Source organism: Roseivirga thermotolerans (assembly GCF_014653175.1).
Classification (GTDB): domain Bacteria; phylum Bacteroidota; class Bacteroidia; order Cytophagales; family Cyclobacteriaceae; genus Roseivirga; species Roseivirga thermotolerans.
On record NZ_BNAG01000001.1, the window covers coordinates 985,558 to 1,004,436 of the forward strand.

The 18,879-nt window shown below is 43.3% G+C and carries 19 protein-coding genes; 7 read left to right on the forward strand and 12 right to left on the reverse strand.

All coding sequences use genetic code 11. From position 1 onward, the window contains the following. Positions 1–16: 16 nt before the first annotated feature. A complete protein-coding gene (gldB, locus tag IE164_RS04175; protein ID WP_189628918.1) occupies positions 17–1,300 on the forward strand; it encodes a gliding motility lipoprotein GldB in 1,284 nt (427 codons plus the stop codon). Here gldB and IE164_RS04180 read toward each other — a convergent pair. From IE164_RS04180 to IE164_RS04195, 4 genes are all read right to left on the reverse strand, one after another. Beyond that, positions 1,266–2,495 carry a glycosyltransferase family 4 protein gene (locus IE164_RS04180; RefSeq protein ID WP_189628919.1) on the reverse strand — a complete coding sequence of 410 codons (1,230 nt, stop codon included), beginning with the start codon at positions 2,493–2,495 and terminating at the stop codon, positions 1,266–1,268. The two genes, gldB and IE164_RS04180, sit on opposite strands and share 35 nt — an antisense overlap. A gap of 188 nt (positions 2,496–2,683) precedes the next feature. Next, positions 2,684–3,337 (reverse strand): endonuclease III, encoded by a 654-nt coding sequence (gene nth, locus IE164_RS04185; RefSeq protein ID WP_189628920.1) that lies wholly within the window; start codon positions 3,335–3,337, stop codon positions 2,684–2,686. Positions 3,338–3,351: 14 nt separating this feature from the next. Beyond that, positions 3,352–3,588 carry a hypothetical protein gene (locus tag IE164_RS04190; protein WP_189628921.1) on the reverse strand — a complete coding sequence of 79 codons (237 nt, stop codon included), beginning with the start codon at positions 3,586–3,588 and terminating at the stop codon, positions 3,352–3,354. Then, positions 3,563–4,162 (reverse strand): RNA polymerase sigma factor, encoded by a 600-nt coding sequence (locus IE164_RS04195; RefSeq protein WP_189628922.1) that lies wholly within the window; start codon positions 4,160–4,162, stop codon positions 3,563–3,565. Before IE164_RS04195 ends, IE164_RS04190 begins: the two co-directional genes overlap by 26 nt. A gap of 271 nt (positions 4,163–4,433) precedes the next feature. On the opposite strand from IE164_RS04195, the gene uvrA reads away from it, so the two are divergent. After that, positions 4,434–7,250, forward strand: coding sequence for an excinuclease ABC subunit UvrA (uvrA, locus tag IE164_RS04200; RefSeq protein WP_189628923.1), 2,817 nt, complete (start codon positions 4,434–4,436; stop codon positions 7,248–7,250). Between the two features lie 37 nt (positions 7,251–7,287). Here uvrA and IE164_RS04205 read toward each other — a convergent pair whose 3' ends face one another. From IE164_RS04205 to IE164_RS04220, 4 genes are all read right to left on the reverse strand, one after another. Next, on the reverse strand, positions 7,288–8,145 hold the full coding sequence (locus IE164_RS04205; protein ID WP_189628924.1) for a DMT family transporter: 858 nt from the start codon (positions 8,143–8,145) through the stop codon (positions 7,288–7,290). A gap of 180 nt (positions 8,146–8,325) precedes the next feature. After that, positions 8,326–8,802 (reverse strand): YcxB family protein, encoded by a 477-nt coding sequence (locus tag IE164_RS04210; protein WP_189628925.1) that lies wholly within the window; start codon positions 8,800–8,802, stop codon positions 8,326–8,328. Positions 8,803–8,910: 108 nt separating this feature from the next. Further along, the gene (gene nadC, locus IE164_RS04215) at positions 8,911–9,768 is read right to left on the reverse strand and encodes a carboxylating nicotinate-nucleotide diphosphorylase (protein WP_189628926.1); all 858 of its coding nucleotides are present in this window, start codon (positions 9,766–9,768) and stop codon (positions 8,911–8,913) included. 23 nt (positions 9,769–9,791) lie between these two features. Continuing rightward, positions 9,792–10,196: a DUF4783 domain-containing protein gene (locus tag IE164_RS04220; protein WP_189628927.1), complete on the reverse strand. Its 405-nt coding sequence runs from the start codon at positions 10,194–10,196 to the stop codon at positions 9,792–9,794. Positions 10,197–10,323: 127 nt separating this feature from the next. On the opposite strand from IE164_RS04220, the gene gpmI reads away from it, so the two are divergent. Beyond that, positions 10,324–11,832 (forward strand): 2,3-bisphosphoglycerate-independent phosphoglycerate mutase, encoded by a 1,509-nt coding sequence (gpmI, locus tag IE164_RS04225; RefSeq protein WP_189628928.1) that lies wholly within the window; start codon positions 10,324–10,326, stop codon positions 11,830–11,832. Continuing rightward, entirely contained in the window at positions 11,829–12,398 is a 570-nt protein-coding gene (locus tag IE164_RS04230) for a hypothetical protein (RefSeq protein WP_189628929.1), read from the forward strand. Before gpmI ends, IE164_RS04230 begins: the two co-directional genes overlap by 4 nt. A 23-nt stretch (positions 12,399–12,421) precedes the next feature. On the opposite strand, the gene IE164_RS04235 is transcribed toward IE164_RS04230, so the two are convergent. Further along, positions 12,422–13,348 (reverse strand): universal stress protein, encoded by a 927-nt coding sequence (locus IE164_RS04235; protein ID WP_189628930.1) that lies wholly within the window; start codon positions 13,346–13,348, stop codon positions 12,422–12,424. Between the two features lie 165 nt (positions 13,349–13,513). On the opposite strand from IE164_RS04235, the gene IE164_RS04240 reads away from it, so the two are divergent. Further along, positions 13,514–13,810 carry a DUF6787 family protein gene (locus tag IE164_RS04240; protein ID WP_229838518.1) on the forward strand — a complete coding sequence of 99 codons (297 nt, stop codon included), beginning with the start codon at positions 13,514–13,516 and terminating at the stop codon, positions 13,808–13,810. 54 nt (positions 13,811–13,864) lie between these two features. Continuing rightward, entirely contained in the window at positions 13,865–14,284 is a 420-nt protein-coding gene (locus IE164_RS04245) for a Fur family transcriptional regulator (RefSeq protein ID WP_189628932.1), read from the forward strand. Here IE164_RS04245 and IE164_RS04250 read toward each other — a convergent pair. The 3 genes from IE164_RS04250 to IE164_RS04260 form a co-directional block, all read right to left on the reverse strand. Beyond that, complete coding sequence (locus IE164_RS04250) at positions 14,278–14,514, reverse strand: hypothetical protein (protein WP_189628933.1); 237 nt, start codon at positions 14,512–14,514, stop codon at positions 14,278–14,280. The genes IE164_RS04245 and IE164_RS04250 overlap by 7 nt on opposite strands. Before the next feature lie 91 nt (positions 14,515–14,605). Beyond that, positions 14,606–16,114 carry a sodium:proton antiporter gene (locus tag IE164_RS04255; RefSeq protein WP_189628934.1) on the reverse strand — a complete coding sequence of 503 codons (1,509 nt, stop codon included), beginning with the start codon at positions 16,112–16,114 and terminating at the stop codon, positions 14,606–14,608. Between the two features lie 128 nt (positions 16,115–16,242). Further along, positions 16,243–17,310: an anhydro-N-acetylmuramic acid kinase gene (locus tag IE164_RS04260; RefSeq protein ID WP_189628935.1), complete on the reverse strand. Its 1,068-nt coding sequence runs from the start codon at positions 17,308–17,310 to the stop codon at positions 16,243–16,245. 242 nt (positions 17,311–17,552) lie between these two features. Here IE164_RS04260 and bamG point away from each other — a divergent pair, with 242 nt between their 5' ends. After that, positions 17,553–18,869 carry a BamG family beta-barrel-assembly machinery protein gene (bamG, locus tag IE164_RS04265; RefSeq protein WP_189628936.1) on the forward strand — a complete coding sequence of 439 codons (1,317 nt, stop codon included), beginning with the start codon at positions 17,553–17,555 and terminating at the stop codon, positions 18,867–18,869. The last annotated feature ends 10 nt before the right edge of the window (positions 18,870–18,879 follow it).

Consider the following 18,879-nt stretch of genomic DNA (forward strand, 5'->3'; position numbering starts at 1 on the left):
CTTTTAAAAAGTGAGTATGTCTAAACCGTGGTTTTTTTTACTATTTGTGCTGTTGTTAGCCGCATGTTCCAACGATGATTGTAGCGAAAATGTTGACTACTCGGCAGTAGATATTGACCTTGCTTTTGAAGACCTCACCCATGCCATTTATGGCATTGAAAGCCGGGAAGAGTTGGTGAGCTTTTTTGAGGAGAACCCGGTGGTACGCGATTACTTTTTTGGCTTTGGCGATTTAATACCAAAGCAGAATTTTTTAAACGAAGTGCTACGATTCACCCAGGTGCCAAAAGTGAAGGCCATATTTAAGGCCCCTGACTTTGAACGTTTCCAGGAGCTGCTCGATCAGAATCGTGATGTCCGTGAATATCTCACTTATGAATACTTGATGGCCAATAAGCAAAAAAGCCTGGAGGATATCTATGAATTGCTTAAGGGCTCTCGGCTGGAAGATCTGACCAATACGGAGGCTATTGACCAGTATCTGGAATCTAACCCTGAGGAATACGAATACTTTAAATTTGTCTTTGGTTTTCAGACCCCTGAAGATTTACTCAACGAAAACTTTGAGCTGCTACAGAACCCTTACGTAGACACACTCTACCAAGAAACCCTGGCACTAATTAGTGCCCAAGAAGTGGCCTACGAGTTAGATCAGGCCTTTGGAAGACTTAAGGGCATATACCCTGATTTTAGTGCTCCCAAAGTACAGGCGGTATACTCAGCTTTTGGAAAAGACCTATTTTTGTCAGACTCGCTCATTGTAATTGGCTTAGATTATTACCTGGGAGAAGAAGCCTCTTACCGACCCAACATATACGACTATATTCTCAATCGCATGAGCCCCGACCATTTGGTTCCTCAGCTTATGCAGTTTATGTCGCTTCGCTACAACAAGACAAAACAGGACAGCCGAACTGTTTTAGATGAAATGATCTACTACGGCAAGGCCATGGCTTTTGCCAAACAAATGTTGCCGTGCGTTAATGACAGCCTAATTATTGGCTATTCACGTCAACAACTGGCCGATGCCACAGTGAGTGAAGCGTTAATCTGGTCGCACTTCGTAGAGGAGAGGCTCCTTTATAGTGAAGACCCTACTGCCATTACCCGATATATTGACGAGCGTCCAAGCGTATTAGAGATAGATAAGCGATGTCCTGGCCGAATTGGCCAATGGCTGGGCTGGCAAATTGTAAATGCCTATATGAAAGAAACGGGGGCAGATTTTAAAGAGCTGATGGCTGAAACAGATGCACAGAAAATACTTATGCAGTCAAAATATAGACCTCGCTCTCGCTAGCCTTCAAGTGGTTCTCGTTACTCAAAACCTTGGTGAGCTTTTCAACTTGTAGTTTTTTAGAGTACAGCTTTTCTGCTATTTGTCGGGCATTGTTCTTATACTGTTCCAACAGCTCTTTCTTCTCTATGAACGGCATTAGTTTGACAAGAAATTCTTCGGGCTTTTCCGGGTGTGCATAAAACCCACACTCATACTGCTCTACAAGGTCTTTGGTCCACCCGGCAGAATTCACAATCGTGAGTTTGCCCGAAGCAAGACTATCAAACATTTTGTTGGGGCTGTTCGTACCCAACACGGGTATATTGGCAAAACACACATAAGTGGCGTCTGTAATGTTCAGTATTCTTCTAACCCCCTCTTTGTTTTGATGACCGATAAACTCCACATTAGAGAGCTTTCTCAAATAGGCCGTAAGCTTTATTTTACTCAACTGGGATCCCTGACCAACTACCTTAAAGCCTATGTTAAGGTCTTTTTTCTTACAAAGTGCAGCCACATCGAGCAAATACTCTAAATGGTTGGTAACACCTATGCTACCAATGTAAGTGATAATAAAAGGTTCTCGGGCATGATAAAACTCGGCCAGCTTAGGATCCTTTTCTTCCTTTCTAAAAAACTGACAGTCGGCCATGTTGGGAATAAGAAACACTTCTTTTTCCGGTACAGTCTTTACAATCCAGTCGCGCATGCCGGGCGATAGAGCCACAATTTTATCTGCTCCTGTATATATTTTCTTTTCTAGCCTGTATAAGTAGCTTTTGAGTACAATGCCTCGAATAGCGCCTAATTCAATAGGCGCTGTTGGCCATAAGTCGCGCACCTCAAAAATGTATGGAATACCCCTCTTTTTTTTAAGCCAAAGGCCAATAAGACCTACTGTTAAAGGAGTGCTGGTAATATAGGCCTTGTCAATACTGTTAATGCTTTTAGCGTAGCGCTTGGCCAGCTTCACAAACTTGAGAAATGCCCAAATTCGTTTCAGAAAGCCCATTTCGTTAGCATAGCGCACAGGTAAATAGTGTACGGTTATACCGTCAACCTCTGTTCGGGTGTAAATAGCCTCATTGTGGCTGGTGAGCATTTCTACTTCATAACCATTTTCAACCAGGCCTTTCGCCAGATAATAAGAGCGAATGGCTCCCCCTTCAAGAGGAGTTTTAAAGTATTGGTGAATGTATAAAATGCGTTGAGCCACTAAATGTCAATTCGTTTTGCTTTCGATCCAATCAGCTTTTTTAACCTTTTAATTCCCAAAACGAGTATTCAACCTAAACTCTCCATGCCTGTCTGCCGACAAGCCGACTTTGAGCTGGGGCAAAAATCTCGCTTGTCGAAGGGCTTGATCAAAAGAATTAAACACTATCCTAAACTTACGAAAAATTGCTATCGCAAAATGTTTTCCTTCTTCTCGAAGTAACGGCAAAAGTGAGTGAGGTGGCACTCGTCACATTTGGGCTTCCGAGCCAGGCAGGTATACCTTCCATGCAAAATGAGCCAATGATGAGCCAGTGGTATTACCTCCTTGTCTAAGTGTTTTACCAGTTGTTTTTCAACGGCAAGAGGAGTAGAGGCGTTTTGGTTTACAAGCCCAAGTCGTTTTGAAACTCGAAACACGTGCGTATCGACCGCCATGGAAGGTTGGTTCCAGATGACCGAAGTAATTACGTTGGCTGTTTTTCTTCCAACTCCGGGTAGTTTCTGAAGATCTTCAATGGTGCTGGGTATTTGTGAATCGAATTGCTCTACCAGCATCTTGCCCAGCCCGAGCAAGTGCTTTGTTTTATTGTTGGGGTAAGAAACAGACTTAATGTAAGGAAAGAGTTCATCGAAACTGGAAGCCGCCAGGTGTTCCGGAGTAGGAAAATCGGCAAACAGCTTAGGGGTAACCATATTTATACGCTTATCGGTGCATTGGGCCGATAAAACAACAGCAACCAGTAATTCAAACGGGTTGCTGTAGTTCAATTCAGTTTCAGCCTGCGGCTGATTTTCTTTAAAGTAAGTTACAAATGCCTCGTACCTTTCTTTCCTTGTCATTCCGCTAAAATAAGCTATTCAACGGAATGAAGGTGGAATGATTTGGAATAACTGGTAATAGCGTCAATAGCTTTGTCAGAAGGTGTTTTCATGGCACTGTCTAATTCAGACACAATGTCTAACATACCCTGAAAGTTTTGAGCTAACTCATCATCGAAAAGCATAGCGCTTAGTATTTCAGCATTTTCCTCCTCAGAGGTTTCTTGATAAATGTAACGTACTAGGTCATCTTGGGTAAAGGTTTTGATCATAGGCAACATTCTTTTTGTCCATCTTTTTTCTCAGGTTTATGAGAGCATAGCGCATACGACCCAAAGCAGTATTGATGCTAACCCCTGTGGAGTCGGCAATTTCCTGAAAGCTCATTTGCATATAATGCCTCATCATTAAAACCTCACGCTGAGCATCGGGCAATTCTTTAATCAAATCGCGTAGCAAAGCATGAGTATCTTGTTTTATCTGTTTAGACTCCATAGAGTCTTCTGAAAATTCCAGTGTGTTGAACACGCTACTGCCATCTTCCATGACTATGGTTGGGTAACGTTTTGCTTTTCGGAAGTTATCAATCGCCAGGTTGTGGGCTATTCGGGTTACCCAAGGGAGAAACTTTCCCTCCTCGTTGTACCGGCCACTTTTGACCGTTTTAACCACCTTAACAAATACCTCTTGCATAAGGTCTTCTGCCAAATACTGATCCTTTACGATCAGATAAATGGTGGTGTAAATCTTTTTCTTGTGACGATTGACCAGCGTAGAAAATGCCTCTTCGTTACCATTTTTATACTGCGATATTAGTTGGCTATCGCTTACAGTATATTTCCTCATGTTCTTAATGTTAGGTTAACGTAGAGGTTTATATCATATTGTGCTGGTTAGGGTTAGACATTAATTACTTAGAACTAAACTCAAATGTATTAAAAGTTAAAAACAAAGCAAATTCGTTAACTAGTTCTTTCGTTTTATTTTTACAACTGAGAAAATTCTGTGCGCCAAATTATCCTCAATGATTGTGCCAGAACACCTTTATTAAATTCGGAATAAAGAGTCGGCCATTGAGCAACATTTAAGTTGCTGGCTCTGTTATCTTTGCAATCTCATGTCTACAACAACTGCTTTAGCCCAAACCCCTATCGACCAGCTCGATCCCAAAGAGTTCATTGTCATAAAGGGAGCAAGAGTAAATAATCTCAAAAACCTAAGTGTAGCCATTCCAAGAAACAAGCTGGTAGTGGTTACCGGTCTTTCGGGTTCCGGAAAATCGTCTTTGGCCTTCGATACTCTTTTTGCGGAAGGTCAGCGCATGTATGTGGAAAGTTTGAGTAGTTATGCTCGCCAGTTTTTGGGGAGAATGGAGAAGCCCGAGGTAGATTATATCAAAGGAGTTTCTCCGGCAATTGCCATAGAGCAAAAAGTAAGTAGCAGAAACCCCAGGTCTACCGTAGGAACAACCACCGAAATTTACGATTACCTTAAACTGCTTTTTGCACGTATTGGCAAGACTATTTCGCCCATTAGTGGGCAGGAGGTTCAGCGCGATAGCGTAACCAGTATAGTAGAGTTTATCCTTTCCAAAGAGGAGGGTACCAGGCTCATGATTCTTTGCCCCCTTATTACCAAAGAAGAAAGAACCTTAGAAGAAGAGCTCAATATTCTACTTCAAAAGGGATACACCAGAGTAATATATTCCGGTGAACCACGATTTATTGAAGAATTGCTCGAAAAACCGGACCAGCTTATTGAAAATGAGATTGAAATACTCATAGACAGGGGAATCGTTCAGCACGATGAAGATTCACAGTTCCGTTTCAGTGACTCAGTTCAAACCGCACTGTTCGAAGGCCAGGGAGATTGTATCATTGAAATTCCCGGAGATAAGCGATATGCCTTCTCCGATCGGTTTGAAGCTGATGGTATGCTGTTCGAAGAGCCGAGTGTCAACCTCTTTACCTTCAATAACCCTTATGGGGCCTGCAAGCGCTGCGAAGGGTTTGGAAAGATTTTGGGCATTGACCCAGACTTGGTAATTCCCGATAAAACACTTTCTGTTTTCGAAGGAGCCATTGCCCCCTGGCGAAGTGAAACCATGAAAAAGTGGCTTCAGCCATTGCTAAAGCATGGAATAGAATTTGACTTTCCGATTCACCGAAGCTACAATGAGCTTACAGAAGCCGAACAAGAGTTGCTTTGGACAGGTAATAAATACTTCAAAGGGCTCAACAAGTTCTTCGATTATCTCGAATCGAAGACCCATAAAATCCAATACCGGGTTATGCTTTCCAGGTACAGGGGAAGAACGGATTGTCCGGAATGTAAAGGAACCCGATTGCGCGGAGATGCAGCCTATGTAAAGGTTGGCGGCAAGTCTATCACTGATTTGGTGTTGCTGCCCATAGAGCGTGTGGCTCTATTCTTTAATGAGCTAAGCCTTACGGCTTATGAACAGAAAGTTGCCGGAAGACTCATAAAAGAGATTGTTAACCGGGTAGACTACCTGCAAAGGGTAGGTCTTGGTTACCTCACACTGAACAGGCTAACAAATACCCTTTCAGGAGGGGAGTTTCAGCGCATAAAATTGGCTACATCGCTTGGCAGTGCTTTAGTGGGCTCAATGTATATCCTCGATGAGCCGAGCATAGGGTTACATCCGCGAGATACCGACAGGCTAATATCTGTACTTAAATCATTGAGGGATTTAGGCAATACGGTAGTGGTGGTTGAACATGAAGAAAAGGTGATGCAGGCGGCCGATCAGATAATTGATATTGGCCCCAATGCCGGATCGAATGGAGGAGAGCTGGTTTTTCAGGGCTCGCTCAATGAACTGATGGAGCATGCAACTACTCATACGGCTCGCTTTCTCAATGGTACAGACCGTATGGAAGTGCCTGGGCAACGTAGAAGATGGAACGACAAATTGCTGATAAAAGGAGCCCGAGAGAATAACCTTAAAAACATAGATGTAGAAATACCCCTGGGTGTGCTTACTGTGGTTACGGGGGTGAGTGGTTCCGGAAAGTCTACCCTTATTAAGCGAATATTATACCCTGCATTGGGAAAAATGCTGGGTACTGTGGGCGAACAAACCGGTAAAATGGAAAGCCTGGAGGGAAGTCTAAAGAAAGTAACCCAAATAGAATTTGTAGACCAAAACCCCATTGGTAAATCGTCAAGATCAAACCCGGTTACCTATGTGAAGGCCTACGATGCCATTAGGCAGTTATTTACAGATCAGCCTCTGGCGAAACAAAGAAACTACAAGCCGGCTTTCTTTTCGTTCAATGTAGACGGGGGGCGTTGTGAAACCTGTCAGGGTGAAGGTGTTGTGAAGATTGAAATGCAGTTTATGGCCGATATTCACCTAACCTGCGAAAGTTGCAAGGGGCAACGTTTCAAGCAAGAAATCTTAGAAGTGAAGTACCACGAAAAGAGTATTGCTGAGGTGTTAGACATGACCATAGATGATGCCATGGAGTTTTTTAAGAATGAGAAATCGATCATCAATAAACTGGCTCCTTTGCAAGAGGTGGGTTTGGGTTATATAAGATTGGGGCAGTCTTCCAATTCACTGAGTGGTGGAGAAGCTCAGCGTGTAAAGCTGGCTTATTTTCTGGGTAAAGGAAAGGGAGCCAGTAAAGACCATATTCTCTTCATTTTCGATGAACCCACCACCGGGCTACACTTTCACGATATCAGTAAACTCATGCATTCCATCAATGCCCTTATAGAGCAGGGCAATTCAGTATTAATTATTGAACACAACACAGAGGTGATTAAGTGTGCCGACTGGATTATTGATCTGGGGCCTGAAGGGGGAGAATTGGGAGGTCGTGTTTGCTTTGCCGGCACGCCTGAAGATATGCTGGCCATAAAAGACGAAAACCACACCGCCAGGTACCTGGCCGAGGTTTTGTAGTTTATTTTGGGATTTTGCAGGTGTTTTCTGCCTAAGTTCAGGCAGGTCTTTTTTTACCTGACCTCCTCATAAGAACCCCAAAAATATTGGCTGAAATAATGAGCCCGGCACCAATAAGCTTTGAGCTACTCATTTCTTCATTGAGAAAGAGATAACTGGTGAACATGGCAATGGGCGAGCCTAAATAAAATATAAGGCTCGTATTGGTGGGCGGTAACATGGTAGAGGCCCTTAGCCACAAGGTGTGCGCCACTACTGTGCAGATTACACCCAGAATGGCCAAATAAACCCAATCGATTTGGGTTAAGTTCCAGTTTGTTTTTGCAGAAAAAAGAAGAAAAACCAACATGGCAAAGGTGTACTGACCGAAGGCTCTGCTCATGGAGTCGATGTGCTGATGCCTTTGTTGTACAAAGGGAAGTATGGCAAAAAACAACGCGCTGCATAGTCCTATGAGAATGCCGGCAGTTACATCGTTTTGAAGGTCAAAGTCGGGAATAATCAAGAAAATGCCGACTACGGCAATCATTACAGCCGCAACATCGGTTAACCGTGGTTTCACCCCTTTAATTAACCAGTTAAGGTATATCATATGTACTCCAAAAGAAGAGACACTTAAAATGGCCATCGATGGGGTCGACATTTTTACACTGATGAAATAAGTGACCCAGTGAGCACCAAACAGTAGGCCTATCCATAACAGGGCCCTCCATTCTTTTAAGTTCAACTTCTTTAGGTTGGAGTGTCGGGCAAGGAAATAGAGAAACACAATGCCTATCGATAGTCTCACCACCCCAATGGTAAAGGCATTGGCGCTAACCTCTTTAATAAATACCGGAGTGATGCCAAAAATGAAAACAGCGATCAGCCCTTCAACGTAGTAGCGTGGATTCACAGGGCGAATTTAGCGCATTGAAGCCGATAAATTTCTGCCTACTTTCTTTTAGGGCACTTAAATACCTGATGATATGAAATATTCGCCAGTGGTTAAAGCACTCTAAAGGTGGAGAAAGGGAATAAGGCTCCCGGCTTAAAAGCAGGCGGCAAGTCTCTGAAATAGAAAAGGCAGTAAGGCTTATTCTTTAATTAGCCCTTTTCTTTTGAGAATGGTTTCTATGAATTTAATCTCGTTTTGAGTTTTGAAGACGTTTAGTGGAAATAGCATTAATTGGGCTTTATTAACCACTAGCACAATCTGATTTTTATCGATCCAGGCCCGCTTTATTTGCTCCCATTTCATAGGCATTCCCTGCTTGCTATTTAGTTTGATCAGAATTTGACGGCTGTCAATTTCATAAGAGAGCTTTTCGAAAAGCATTTTGCTTTGCTCTAGCTGGGTGACACCGGCAAACTGAATTACCCAGAAAAGCACATAAAGGGTGAGGGCAATAAGGGCACCAATCCACCACCAGTTAGAAGGAACCACAAAGGTCATGGCCGAAATAGCCAAGGCAATAAGTATAACCCACCACTGATCTTTGAGTACATTTTTTAGGCCAGCGCGCATATAGGCCTTTTTATCGAGCGCGTATTTCTTTGTCTTAACTATCATTATTTGGTCCTTTTATACACAGTGTCGAAAAAGGAACACAAACATAATGATCAAAACTAAGGCTTCAATCAATAGAACTAAAAAATTACGCTTACCCTTTGCCAATGCTTATTCTGCTTTAAGACTGATGTCTAAACTCTTTATGGAGTGTGTTAAAGCTCCAACGGAAATAAAGTCTACTCCGGTTTCTGCTACCGGGCGAATGGACGATTCAGTAATTCCACCGGATGCCTCTGTCTCTGAGCGTCCGTCAATGTATTTCACGGCCTCTGTCATTTCTTCAACCGACATATTGTCCAGCATAATTCGATCTACTCCACCAACGGCTACTGCTTCTTTCACTTCTTGCAGGTTTCGTGTTTCCACCTCGATTTTCAGGTTGAGATTTTGGCTTTTCAGGTAGTTTTGAGTGGCACGAACGGCCTGGGTTATTCCTCCTGCAAAATCAATGTGGTTGTCTTTGAGCATAATCATGTCATACAAACCATACCTGTGGTTTACTCCTCCGCCAATGAGTACCGCCCATTTTTCCAGCATCCTCATGTTTGGAGTTGTTTTTCTCGTGTCGAGAAGGTTAGCTCCAGTGCCCGCTATCAGCGAATTTAATTGAGCTGTTTTGGTGGCAATGCCACTCATGCGTTGCATGCAGTTTAAAAGCAGACGTTCTCCGGAGAGTATAGCCTGAACTTTTCCTTGCAAGCGCATAATTACATCGCCTTTGGCCACTTGCTGACCGTCTTTGGCCAACATTTCAATGTGCATGTTTGGGTCTAACTTTCGAAAAACAAGCGGAGCCAATTCCATACCGGCAATTACTCCGGCCTCTTTCACAAGCAGGTAGGCCGATTGTTCGCTGCTGGCAGGAATGCAAGAGAGTGTAGAATGATCACCATCTCCAAGATCTTCGCTCAGTGCGCGGGTTATAAAATCATCGAGCAGGGCATCGGTCACATAAGGAGGTCTCATGCAACAAAGGTAGCTAAAAGCACTTATCGTTCTTTGGTAAATTCCAAACGGTATACTTTGTAGATGTCTTTGAACTTTTTGGCTCGAATAACTACTCTGTGGCTCCCTCCTGAAGAAGTATAGGTGCCAATGGCATAAATGATGCCTCCAGAAGAGTTATTACCATCGTGAATAAACTCAAAGCCTTTTGAAGGGTATTGCTGAAAGAATTGCTTTAGCATTATTTCAGCCTGATTGACACTGTATTCTTTGCGATCACCATCCAGTTTAATTTCTACCTTCTCATGGAGGTGCTTGGTGAGTTCCTTAGAACTGCTGGCTTTTAGAGCCCCTTCTACTTTACTGATAATAGACTCTTCCTGCGCCAGAAGTGGTAGCGAAAGTGAAAGCATCAGTATTACTACAGTGTGTTTTAGATAGGTCTTCATGTCTTTTGAACTTACTCCTATGATGCCAAAATAATGCCAGATATCATAGGTTGGTTCTTTAGAACGATCAAATTAATAGAATGAGTGTGGACTTACAAACCAGGCTTTAATAATTATATTTGCCGCCATGGAGAAACGCGTTTTATTGATGATTCTGGACGGCTGGGGGCTGGCACAAGACAAAACGGTATCGGCTATAGACCGAGCTAAAACCCCGGTAATGGATAAACTCTTTGAAACCTATGCCCACAGTACTCTGGAAGCTTCTGGTCTGGCAGTAGGATTACCCGAAGGACAAATGGGCAATTCGGAAGTAGGGCATATGAACATTGGGGCCGGAAGAGTAGTATATCAAGATCTGGTGAAAATCAATAAGGCTGTAGAAGAAGGCACTCTACAAGACAATGATACGTTGAAGGAGGCCTTATCTTATGCCAGAGCCAACCATAAAAAAGTACACTTAATGGGTTTGGTGAGCGATGGAGGAGTTCATTCTCATCTTAATCACCTGAAAGGCCTCATGACCATTTGTGCGAGACATGAGCTTCAGGAGGTGTACCTGCATGCGTTTACGGATGGCCGTGATACTGATCCTAAAGGGGGAAGAGCCTATATAGCCGATATTCTTAACCATGCCAGACAAACCACCGGGCGGTTAGCCTCTGTGGTAGGTAGGTACTATGCAATGGATAGAGACAATCGTTGGGAGCGGGTTAAGCTTGCCTATGACGCTCTGGTCCATGGTGTAGGAGAGAAAACAGATGATTTTCTGCAGGCTATTGACAGATCTTACCAAGCAGGAGTAACGGATGAGTTCATAAAACCCATTGTAACAATGGCTACAGGGGCCACCATACAAGAGGACGATGTGGTGATCTGCTTTAACTTTCGTACCGACCGTGGAAGGCAGATTACACAGGCACTCACACAAACGGACTTTCCTGAGTTTGGAATGAGTCGCATGAACTTGCACTATGTGACCATGACCAACTATGACGATTCCTTTAAAGGAGTTAAAGTCATTTTCGACAAAGACAACTTAAACAATACTCTGGGAGAGGTTTTAGAGCGTGCCGGAAAAACGCAAATAAGAATAGCCGAAACAGAAAAATACCCTCATGTAACTTTCTTTTTTAGCGGAGGAAGAGAAAAGGAGTTTAATGGAGAGAAAAGAATTCTGTGCCCATCACCAAAAGTAGCTACTTATGATTTGCAACCTGAAATGTCGGCAAAAGCTATTACTGAGGCTATAATTCCTGAACTTGAGGCACAAACAGCCGACTTTATTTGTCTGAACTTTGCCAATGCAGATATGGTAGGCCATACCGGAGACTTTAATGCTGCGGTGAAGGCGTGCGAGACAGTCGATGCTTGTGCAGGAGATGTTTTGCAGGCTGCATTAAACAGCGGTTATACTTCCATTGTAATTGCTGACCACGGGAATTCAGACATAATGATTAACCCTGATGGTTCGCCCAATACGGCTCATACAACCAACCTGGTACCTTGTATACTCGTAGACAACAATTTAAAGCCTGCTTTAAAGGAGGGTAAGCTTGGCGACCTGGCTCCAACCATTCTCAAGCTTATGGGCATTGACATTCCGGCAGAAATGACAGGCGACTTATTGTTATGAGAGTTTCTTTGGTGCTATTTCTTTGTTTTTGGGCCTTTTCGTGCAACCCAAAGCCACAACCTGTTGCTAAAGAAGAGGCTTACTTTAATATAGAACAGTTGTTGGCCGATGAAATACGACACTTACTAAGTGTGAAGGCCGGCTTGGAGAAAAAGGTAACGTCTGACGGTAACACAGACCATATAACCATTGTGCCGGCCGATGAAGACGAGTGGAAGGGGCAGTTGGGCCTTTTTCTGGCAGCGAATATTGCAATGCCGGGTAACAGGGGAGCCTACTTTAGCGAGACGTTGAGCCTTTTAGAAGGCCATGAGAAGGTTATTTACACAGCCAAATCGGCAAAACAGGCTGTGCAAACTATGGAGTGTTTGTATGTGGACGGAGAATTAGAGCAGGTAGATATTGTGACCGGTGAGCACAACGTTATTTTCGACAGCTCAAAGCAACTTACCCTGTATCTGGACAAGAATTCGGGCCACTTGCGTGGTTTCAAAATCAAAGGGCATGAAGAAATGCACTTAAAAGATGTACTTGATTTTGAGGTAGAGGCGGTTATAACCTATTAGTTCGAACCGCCTGCTAGCGCTAGTTATATTCTAAAAATGGCTTCCAGAAAGCTCATGTTCTCTTTACCCATTTTTATGATCATAATGGGCATGTCGTCTCCTTCTTCAACAAGTTTTTCTGCCACCGAACCAATGAGTACAGAAGCAGGTCCGGACCTTCCCTTTGAGCCAATGATAATGAGGTCTACCTTTTCCTCAAGTCCTGTTCTATATATTTTATCGGCCGGATGCGGGTCATCGTCCAGAGCAAAAGTGTGATCATAGTCTACACCCTCCAGGTTCATTTTTTTGAAGAAGCGTTCACACTCTTTTTTGGTGTTTTCAAGCATTATTTCTGCAAACTCCTCATAGCTCTTGCCTGACTTGTAGTAACCGGTGGGCACTTTATAAACATGGTTGCTCAGTAGTTTTGCTCCGGATTTTTTTTGCAGAGCAATGCCAATCTCGAAGGCCATTTTTGAGTGATCGGAGTAGTCGATAGAAACCATCACCTTGTTCATTTCTAGCGGTGGGTTTTCAGGAACAAAAATCACCGAGGCACTAATGGACTTAGCGATTTTTTTGGCGTTGAGCCCTGAGCCTCCGAGCTTCTCTTTCCTTCCTAGTAGCACCAGGTCTACCACTTTTACTTTGGCCAGTTTTAGAATCTCATCGGTTACCTTTCCGGCTACCACTATGTTTTTAATCTCACAGTTTTCAGGTTTTACAAAATGCTGCTCAATAACCTGATTCATTTCATGCTCCAGAGTTTCATCTATGGGTGCCATTAGGTCGCCATATTTTTCCTGAATCTCTTCCGGCAGTTCTAAACTGGTGGTTACATGCATAAAGTACACTACATCTATGTCGAAAGTCTTTACCGCCATAGAGGCATACTTCAGTAAATAAACATCCATTTGGCTCAAATCGAGCGCCACAATCATTCGCTGAAACTTGGTGAGGTCTTGCATGGTGCAATATTAGATTAGGCTCCAATTTATTGAATTAAAGCTGGTCATTCCACCGCCTCAGGTATTTTTTTAGTCTTTTTAAAATTACGGCATGAGAAACCTTGGGGCTTTTATAAATTTGCCCTTTAAACCGAGCCAATGTCGCAGAGGAGTTTCTTAGAAAAAATGCAGAATAAGTGGGGTCTCAACTCCATCTTTCAAACCGTAATGGTGCTCATCGTTTTTGCCTTCACCGGCTCAACAGTGCTTTTCCTCAAGCCATTTATCTTTGATTTGGTGGGCTTTGAGCACATTACCGGGTTTTGGGGAGTGCTTTTATATATAGTGCTCATCTTTCCGCTTTATCAGGTATTGATTCTTATTTATGGGTTTATTTTCGGACAGTTTGCTTTTTTCTGGAACTGGGAGAAACAGTTTGTGCAGCGTATGGGGCGGCTGTTCAAAAAGCGTGACAAGAACTGAGAACCATTTTATTCAAAATAGGCTTATCTTACTGTCAATCTTTATATTTAGATCGTGGATAGCGAAGTAAAAAAACTGCTGAAGAGCCATTCATTAAGACTCACGCAAAGTAGAGGCGATGTTATTTCTGTTTTTCTAGATAAGCAGGTGGCTATAAGCCATAGCGATATTGAAACAGAAATTGATGGCAAGTACGACAGGGTAACCATTTACCGAACCCTAAAATCTTTTATGGACAAGGGACTTATTCATAAAGTACTTGACGATAGTGGTGCTACCCGATATGCCTTGTGTCATGATGAATGCTCTGAAGATTCCCACAAGCACAATCATATCCACTTTAAATGCCAGGAGTGTGATGAAACCACCTGTTTGGAGTTGGTAGATATACCCGAGGTAAAGTTGCCTGCCGGCTTCGAGGCTCTGGAAAGCAATTACTTGGTTTCCGGGGTTTGCAATAAATGTAATCAGTAAACCAACTCTTCTTTTTTTAGCTGCTTCTTTGGTGGTTCAGAGTCAGGAGGGCCTGTTGGCCAAACAACTCCGGGAGGTAAATCTATCTGTGGCCCCTCCTCCCAATTAATTCCTCCCTCATCACCATTAGAATCAGAACGCTTTCGTCTTCTCATAAGTGTAAAGGTTAGGTAAGTAAGCAGTACATAAGTGAGCCCGCTTAGAATAAGGTCGTAGTATAAGCTACCCATAATAATTAGTAATACTTCTTTTCGAAGCTGGTGGTTCGAAATATTTTACTTTGGCTCTTTTTAGCCAATCAGCAATGGCCGGATTGTAAACTTATAGCACAAAGAAAATAAGCCAGATAACCACAAAGATGGGGATGAGTATGGGAACGGAATACCGCAGAATATAGCCAAAGAAAGAAGGCATATGAATACCCGTCTGCTCAGCAATAGATTTTACCATAAAGTTTGGCCCGTTGCCTATATAGGTCATTGCGCCAAAGAAAACGGCTCCAACAGCTATTGCTTTTAGGTTAATTACAGAGTCCGGATAAATGCCTCCGGCAGCATAGGCCTGCACATCGGTTATTACACTAATATCTCCACCCTGCGAGGCTAGAGCGGCTGCCAGAAAGTTCAAGTACGTAGGGGCGTTGTCCAGAAAGCCCGACAAAAAGCCTGTGCCCCAGTAGAGACTATTGGCTCCAATAAGGGCTGCACCAGATTCTGACTGTGCAAACTCTGAAACAAGAGCCAGAGCAGGCATCATTGTACCAAAAATGCCTATGAAAATGAATGCAACTTCTCTTATTGGCTCAAAATTAAACTCGTTTCCATCAATGGCCTTCTTATCCGCAAATTTGTAGGAGAAGAAACCAACGGAGAACATAATAAGCTCTCGGAGGAAAGAGAACTTTTGGCCGTCATAAACAATGGCAGGAACACCATCAATTACGTTTGGATCCAGAAATACGGAGGCAATTACTATGGCAAGCCAAATGAAGTTCTTACCTCCCACTATACTGGTCTTTCCACTAAACTCTACATCTTCGTCCAGCTCAAGGTCGGTGTTGCGCTTATCGAACAAATAGAATATTACCGCCAGAATGGCCAGGGCTGCGGCCCATGGTAGCAGGTTGTGTTCTACAGTCCACATGAAAGGAACCCCTTTCAGGAACCCAAGAAACAGTGGAGGGTCTCCAATGGGTGTTAGCGCTCCACCAATATTACTTACTATAAAAATGAAGAAGATGATATGGTAAGGTCTTATGCGTCCCTGATTCAACCGAATGAAAGGTCTTATAAGAAGCATGGAAGCTCCTGTGGTTCCTATAAAGTTGGAGATAACGGCTCCAATTAGCAACAAAGCAACATTGGCCATGGGAGTAGCCTGCTTGTCTACCTTAATCATTATTCCGCCTGAGGCGATATACAAAGAAGACAGGAGGGCAATAAACTGAACATATTCAGCCAAAGCATGAACCGGTGCATGGGTGTTGTGCAGCCCAAATAAATAATATAAAACCACAATGGCAGCCAGACTTACGGCCACTATAGGATAGTTTTTGTGCCAGAAGTGCTCGTAAAAGAGCGGTCCGGTGGCAATCATACCCAGCAACAATACGAAAGGAATAACCGACCAGCCCGGAGGGGCTTCTTCATGATGTTCTTCGGAACCTATAGCATGTGCATCGGCCGATTCAATCGATTGGTCTCCATGGGAAGAATCTTGCAGGAGAACCACGCTTTCTTTGGGCGTATCACTATCTGCTCTTAACGAATGCGTAGGTACAAGAAGTCCCAGACAGATACTTAGTAAGATCAGATAGATAGTGTTTCTCATGAAAGTCAGTGTGAGCCGCTAAAATAATTTAGTTAGTCTAATATTCAAACCAGCGCAATGTGGCGGGTAAGATAATTCAGGAATTGATAATCCTTGTTATGAGCAGATGAAATAATTGCAAAGTCCAGTTAGAAACCAATTAAATCTCCGCCCAATACATCATTTCTTGCTCCCGTAACTGAGGCCAGACAGTTCGGCTGGCCCTCCACACGCAGAAGTCCCAGGTAGGCAAAAACCAAAGCCTCCTTAAACTCTATCACGGTTTTTTCCGGAATCACTATCTCGCAGTTGCTACAATATTGCTGAAGTGATTCAATGAAGTGGCGGTTGTAAGTGCCACCACCGGTTATCAATACACGTTTTTTGTCAAATTGATTCAATGCTGCTCCAATTTGTTCTACGGCATGAATTACACAAGTGGCCAGCTTGTCTTCTATGCGGACATCGGAGTGGTCCAGTTCAGGCTTCCAGAATGCCCTGTAATCTTCCAGTCCTAATGATTTTGGCCATGGCTTTTTAAGGTATTCTATCTGGTTGAGCCTCTCCAACAAGCTGCTATTTACAGTGCCGGAGGCAGCCATTCTTCCGGCATAGTCAAACTCGTGACCCAATTGGCTCGCCAATTCGTTGAGCGCCATGTTAAAGGGGCATATATCATAAGCTATTCGCTGGCCCTGGTAATCGAAAGATATGTTGGCAATTCCTCCCAGGTTAAGAGCACTGTCGAAATCTCCGAACAAATCCCTGTCGCCTATAGGTACGAGTGGAGCACCCTGCCCCCCGGCTTTTACATCGGCCTGCCTAAAGTTGTTGACAACGGGGAGGCCTGTAATGACCTGAATTTTTTGTGCCGACCCAATTTGCAGAGTAACCCCTTTATCCGGCTGATGAAAAATTGTGTGTCCATGAGAGGCCACAAAATCTACCGGTCCAACACCGTATTTAAACCGCTGTATTGCCATTGCCATAAACTCGCCCAACTGCCAGTCCAGACGTATGATCTGGTCAGATGAGTAGCTAATTGCATGTTTTAAAGCTTCTTTCAGCTCTTTGGAGTAAGGAACTGTTTGGGTTTTTTCAATGCTAAAGCTCCATGCACTTTCAGGATTTTCACGTTCAAAAGTGGCCAGAGCCATGTCCAGGCCATCCAAAGAAGTGCCAGACATTGTGCCAATAATGCGGTAGTAGTTTTTCAATAGGAATTTTGGTTGAGTCGGAAATTAAACCCCATTAACGGTTTTTTTTTGAAAGTTGGTTCCCAAGGTAATTCGAGTGGTACGATTTTATGAAAAGCGGTGGTTGAGGAGGGGGTGAAATCGATTGCGCTTCTCAATTTTTGTTAAAAATGTTGGCAAAGAGGCTCTTATGTGGTCAGTGAATGGGAAAACATTTGAATCTAATTGAAAAACCGACATCTTTGTAACCCTCAAAATTGTGCATGTTGGAATCTACTGTGATTAGGGGTGTAATATCAAAGGCCAGAAGCATATTGTTGGCCTCATTTGTTGGCTTATTTACCTGGCAATCTGCTGTGGCCCAGGTAGATCAGTCGAGCTATTCGGTCTTTGGTGTCGGAAGTCTCAACTGGTCGGGCTATGCCCACAATGCGGCCATGGGTGGTCTGGGTATTAGTAACAACTCCAAGTTTTTCTTTAACGACCTGAACCCGGCTTTGCTGGGAACCAACGCTGAAGCGGTTTTTCAGCTTGGAACTGCTTTAGACTATAGAAGTATTACCAACGGGCAGAGCTCTTACAGCACCATGACCGGTGGGTTCAAAGATTTTGGCCTTAGCATGCCTCTTATTTATAATCGCTGGAACGTTGGCCTCTCCTTAAATCCATATTCAAGTGTGAGCTACGGCTTTGTACAGCAACAAAACGGTCCGGAGGGGGGAACAACCCTGGTAGATGTGTCGGGAGTTGGAGGTATCGATCAGATTAACCTTTCCTCTTCTGTGAGTTTGGGCAATTTCACTTTGGGCCTCAAGGCCACCTACTATTATGGTTCAATAAACAATGAAGATAGGTTTACCTTACAAAACGTAAACACCAACTTTGCCACCACTATAGTTAAGGAAAGAAGAAGCTTTAGCGAGTTAGCTCCTTCAGTAGGCTTACTTTACGACTTGCGCATTTCAGATAATTCGGGAATACATATCGGAGCTTACTACAATCCGGCAGTAGATATTAAACAAACCACACTCGTTACGTTCGAAAACGAGACCAACAGCGGAAATCTGACCAGTTCGGATACATTGGTTTATGACAAAAACCTGAACAGAACTATTACCATTCCTGAGCGAATGGGTTTTGGTATCTCTTATGAGAAGTTCAGAAAACTAACTATCGGGCTCGATGTGCAGCTTCAGGATTGGAATGATTATCGGAATCGTGACGGATTGGCAGAGTCTTATTATGGCAAATCTATGCGAGTGGCATTTGGTGGAGAATTCATTCCAAACTTCGATCAGCCCTCAAAATTACTGAATGTTTCCAGTTTTAGGTTTGGGTTCCATTATGAGAAAACACCGTTTCTTGTTAATAATGAGTCAGTTAACGATGTTGGTATAAATTTTGGAGTATCTTTGCCACTTACTTCTTTCTGGGGTTTGTCGCATGTTAACTTCGGTGCTACTCTTGGTCAGCGCGGAAATATATCAACGGTTGGACTCATAAGAGAGAATTATGTAACCTTGAACCTTGGTTTCTCCCTTCAGGATATTACCTGGTTCACGAAACAAAGATTTAACTAAAACTACTGAT

What these genes read in the sequence shown, in the direction of transcription:
- gldB (WP_189628918.1), top strand. Translation starts at nt 17, where the DNA reads ATGTCTAAACCGTGGTTTTTTTTACTATTTGTGCTGTTGTTAGCCGCA.
- nth (WP_189628920.1), bottom strand. Translation starts at nt 3,337, where the DNA reads ATGACAAGGAAAGAAAGGTACGAGGCATTTGTAACTTACTTTAAAGAA.
- IE164_RS04190 (WP_189628921.1), bottom strand. Translation starts at nt 3,588, where the DNA reads ATGATCAAAACCTTTACCCAAGATGACCTAGTACGTTACATTTATCAA.
- IE164_RS04195 (WP_189628922.1), bottom strand. Translation starts at nt 4,162, where the DNA reads ATGAGGAAATATACTGTAAGCGATAGCCAACTAATATCGCAGTATAAA.
- uvrA (WP_189628923.1), top strand. Translation starts at nt 4,434, where the DNA reads ATGTCTACAACAACTGCTTTAGCCCAAACCCCTATCGACCAGCTCGAT.
- IE164_RS04210 (WP_189628925.1), bottom strand. Translation starts at nt 8,802, where the DNA reads ATGATAGTTAAGACAAAGAAATACGCGCTCGATAAAAAGGCCTATATG.
- nadC (WP_189628926.1), bottom strand. Translation starts at nt 9,768, where the DNA reads ATGAGACCTCCTTATGTGACCGATGCCCTGCTCGATGATTTTATAACC.
- IE164_RS04220 (WP_189628927.1), bottom strand. Translation starts at nt 10,196, where the DNA reads ATGAAGACCTATCTAAAACACACTGTAGTAATACTGATGCTTTCACTT.
- gpmI (WP_189628928.1), top strand. Translation starts at nt 10,324, where the DNA reads ATGGAGAAACGCGTTTTATTGATGATTCTGGACGGCTGGGGGCTGGCA.
- IE164_RS04230 (WP_189628929.1), top strand. Translation starts at nt 11,829, where the DNA reads ATGAGAGTTTCTTTGGTGCTATTTCTTTGTTTTTGGGCCTTTTCGTGC.
- IE164_RS04235 (WP_189628930.1), bottom strand. Translation starts at nt 13,348, where the DNA reads ATGCAAGACCTCACCAAGTTTCAGCGAATGATTGTGGCGCTCGATTTG.
- IE164_RS04240 (WP_229838518.1), top strand. Translation starts at nt 13,514, where the DNA reads ATGCAGAATAAGTGGGGTCTCAACTCCATCTTTCAAACCGTAATGGTG.
- IE164_RS04250 (WP_189628933.1), bottom strand. Translation starts at nt 14,514, where the DNA reads ATGGGTAGCTTATACTACGACCTTATTCTAAGCGGGCTCACTTATGTA.
- IE164_RS04255 (WP_189628934.1), bottom strand. Translation starts at nt 16,114, where the DNA reads ATGAGAAACACTATCTATCTGATCTTACTAAGTATCTGTCTGGGACTT.
- bamG (WP_189628936.1), top strand. Translation starts at nt 17,553, where the DNA reads ATGTTGGAATCTACTGTGATTAGGGGTGTAATATCAAAGGCCAGAAGC.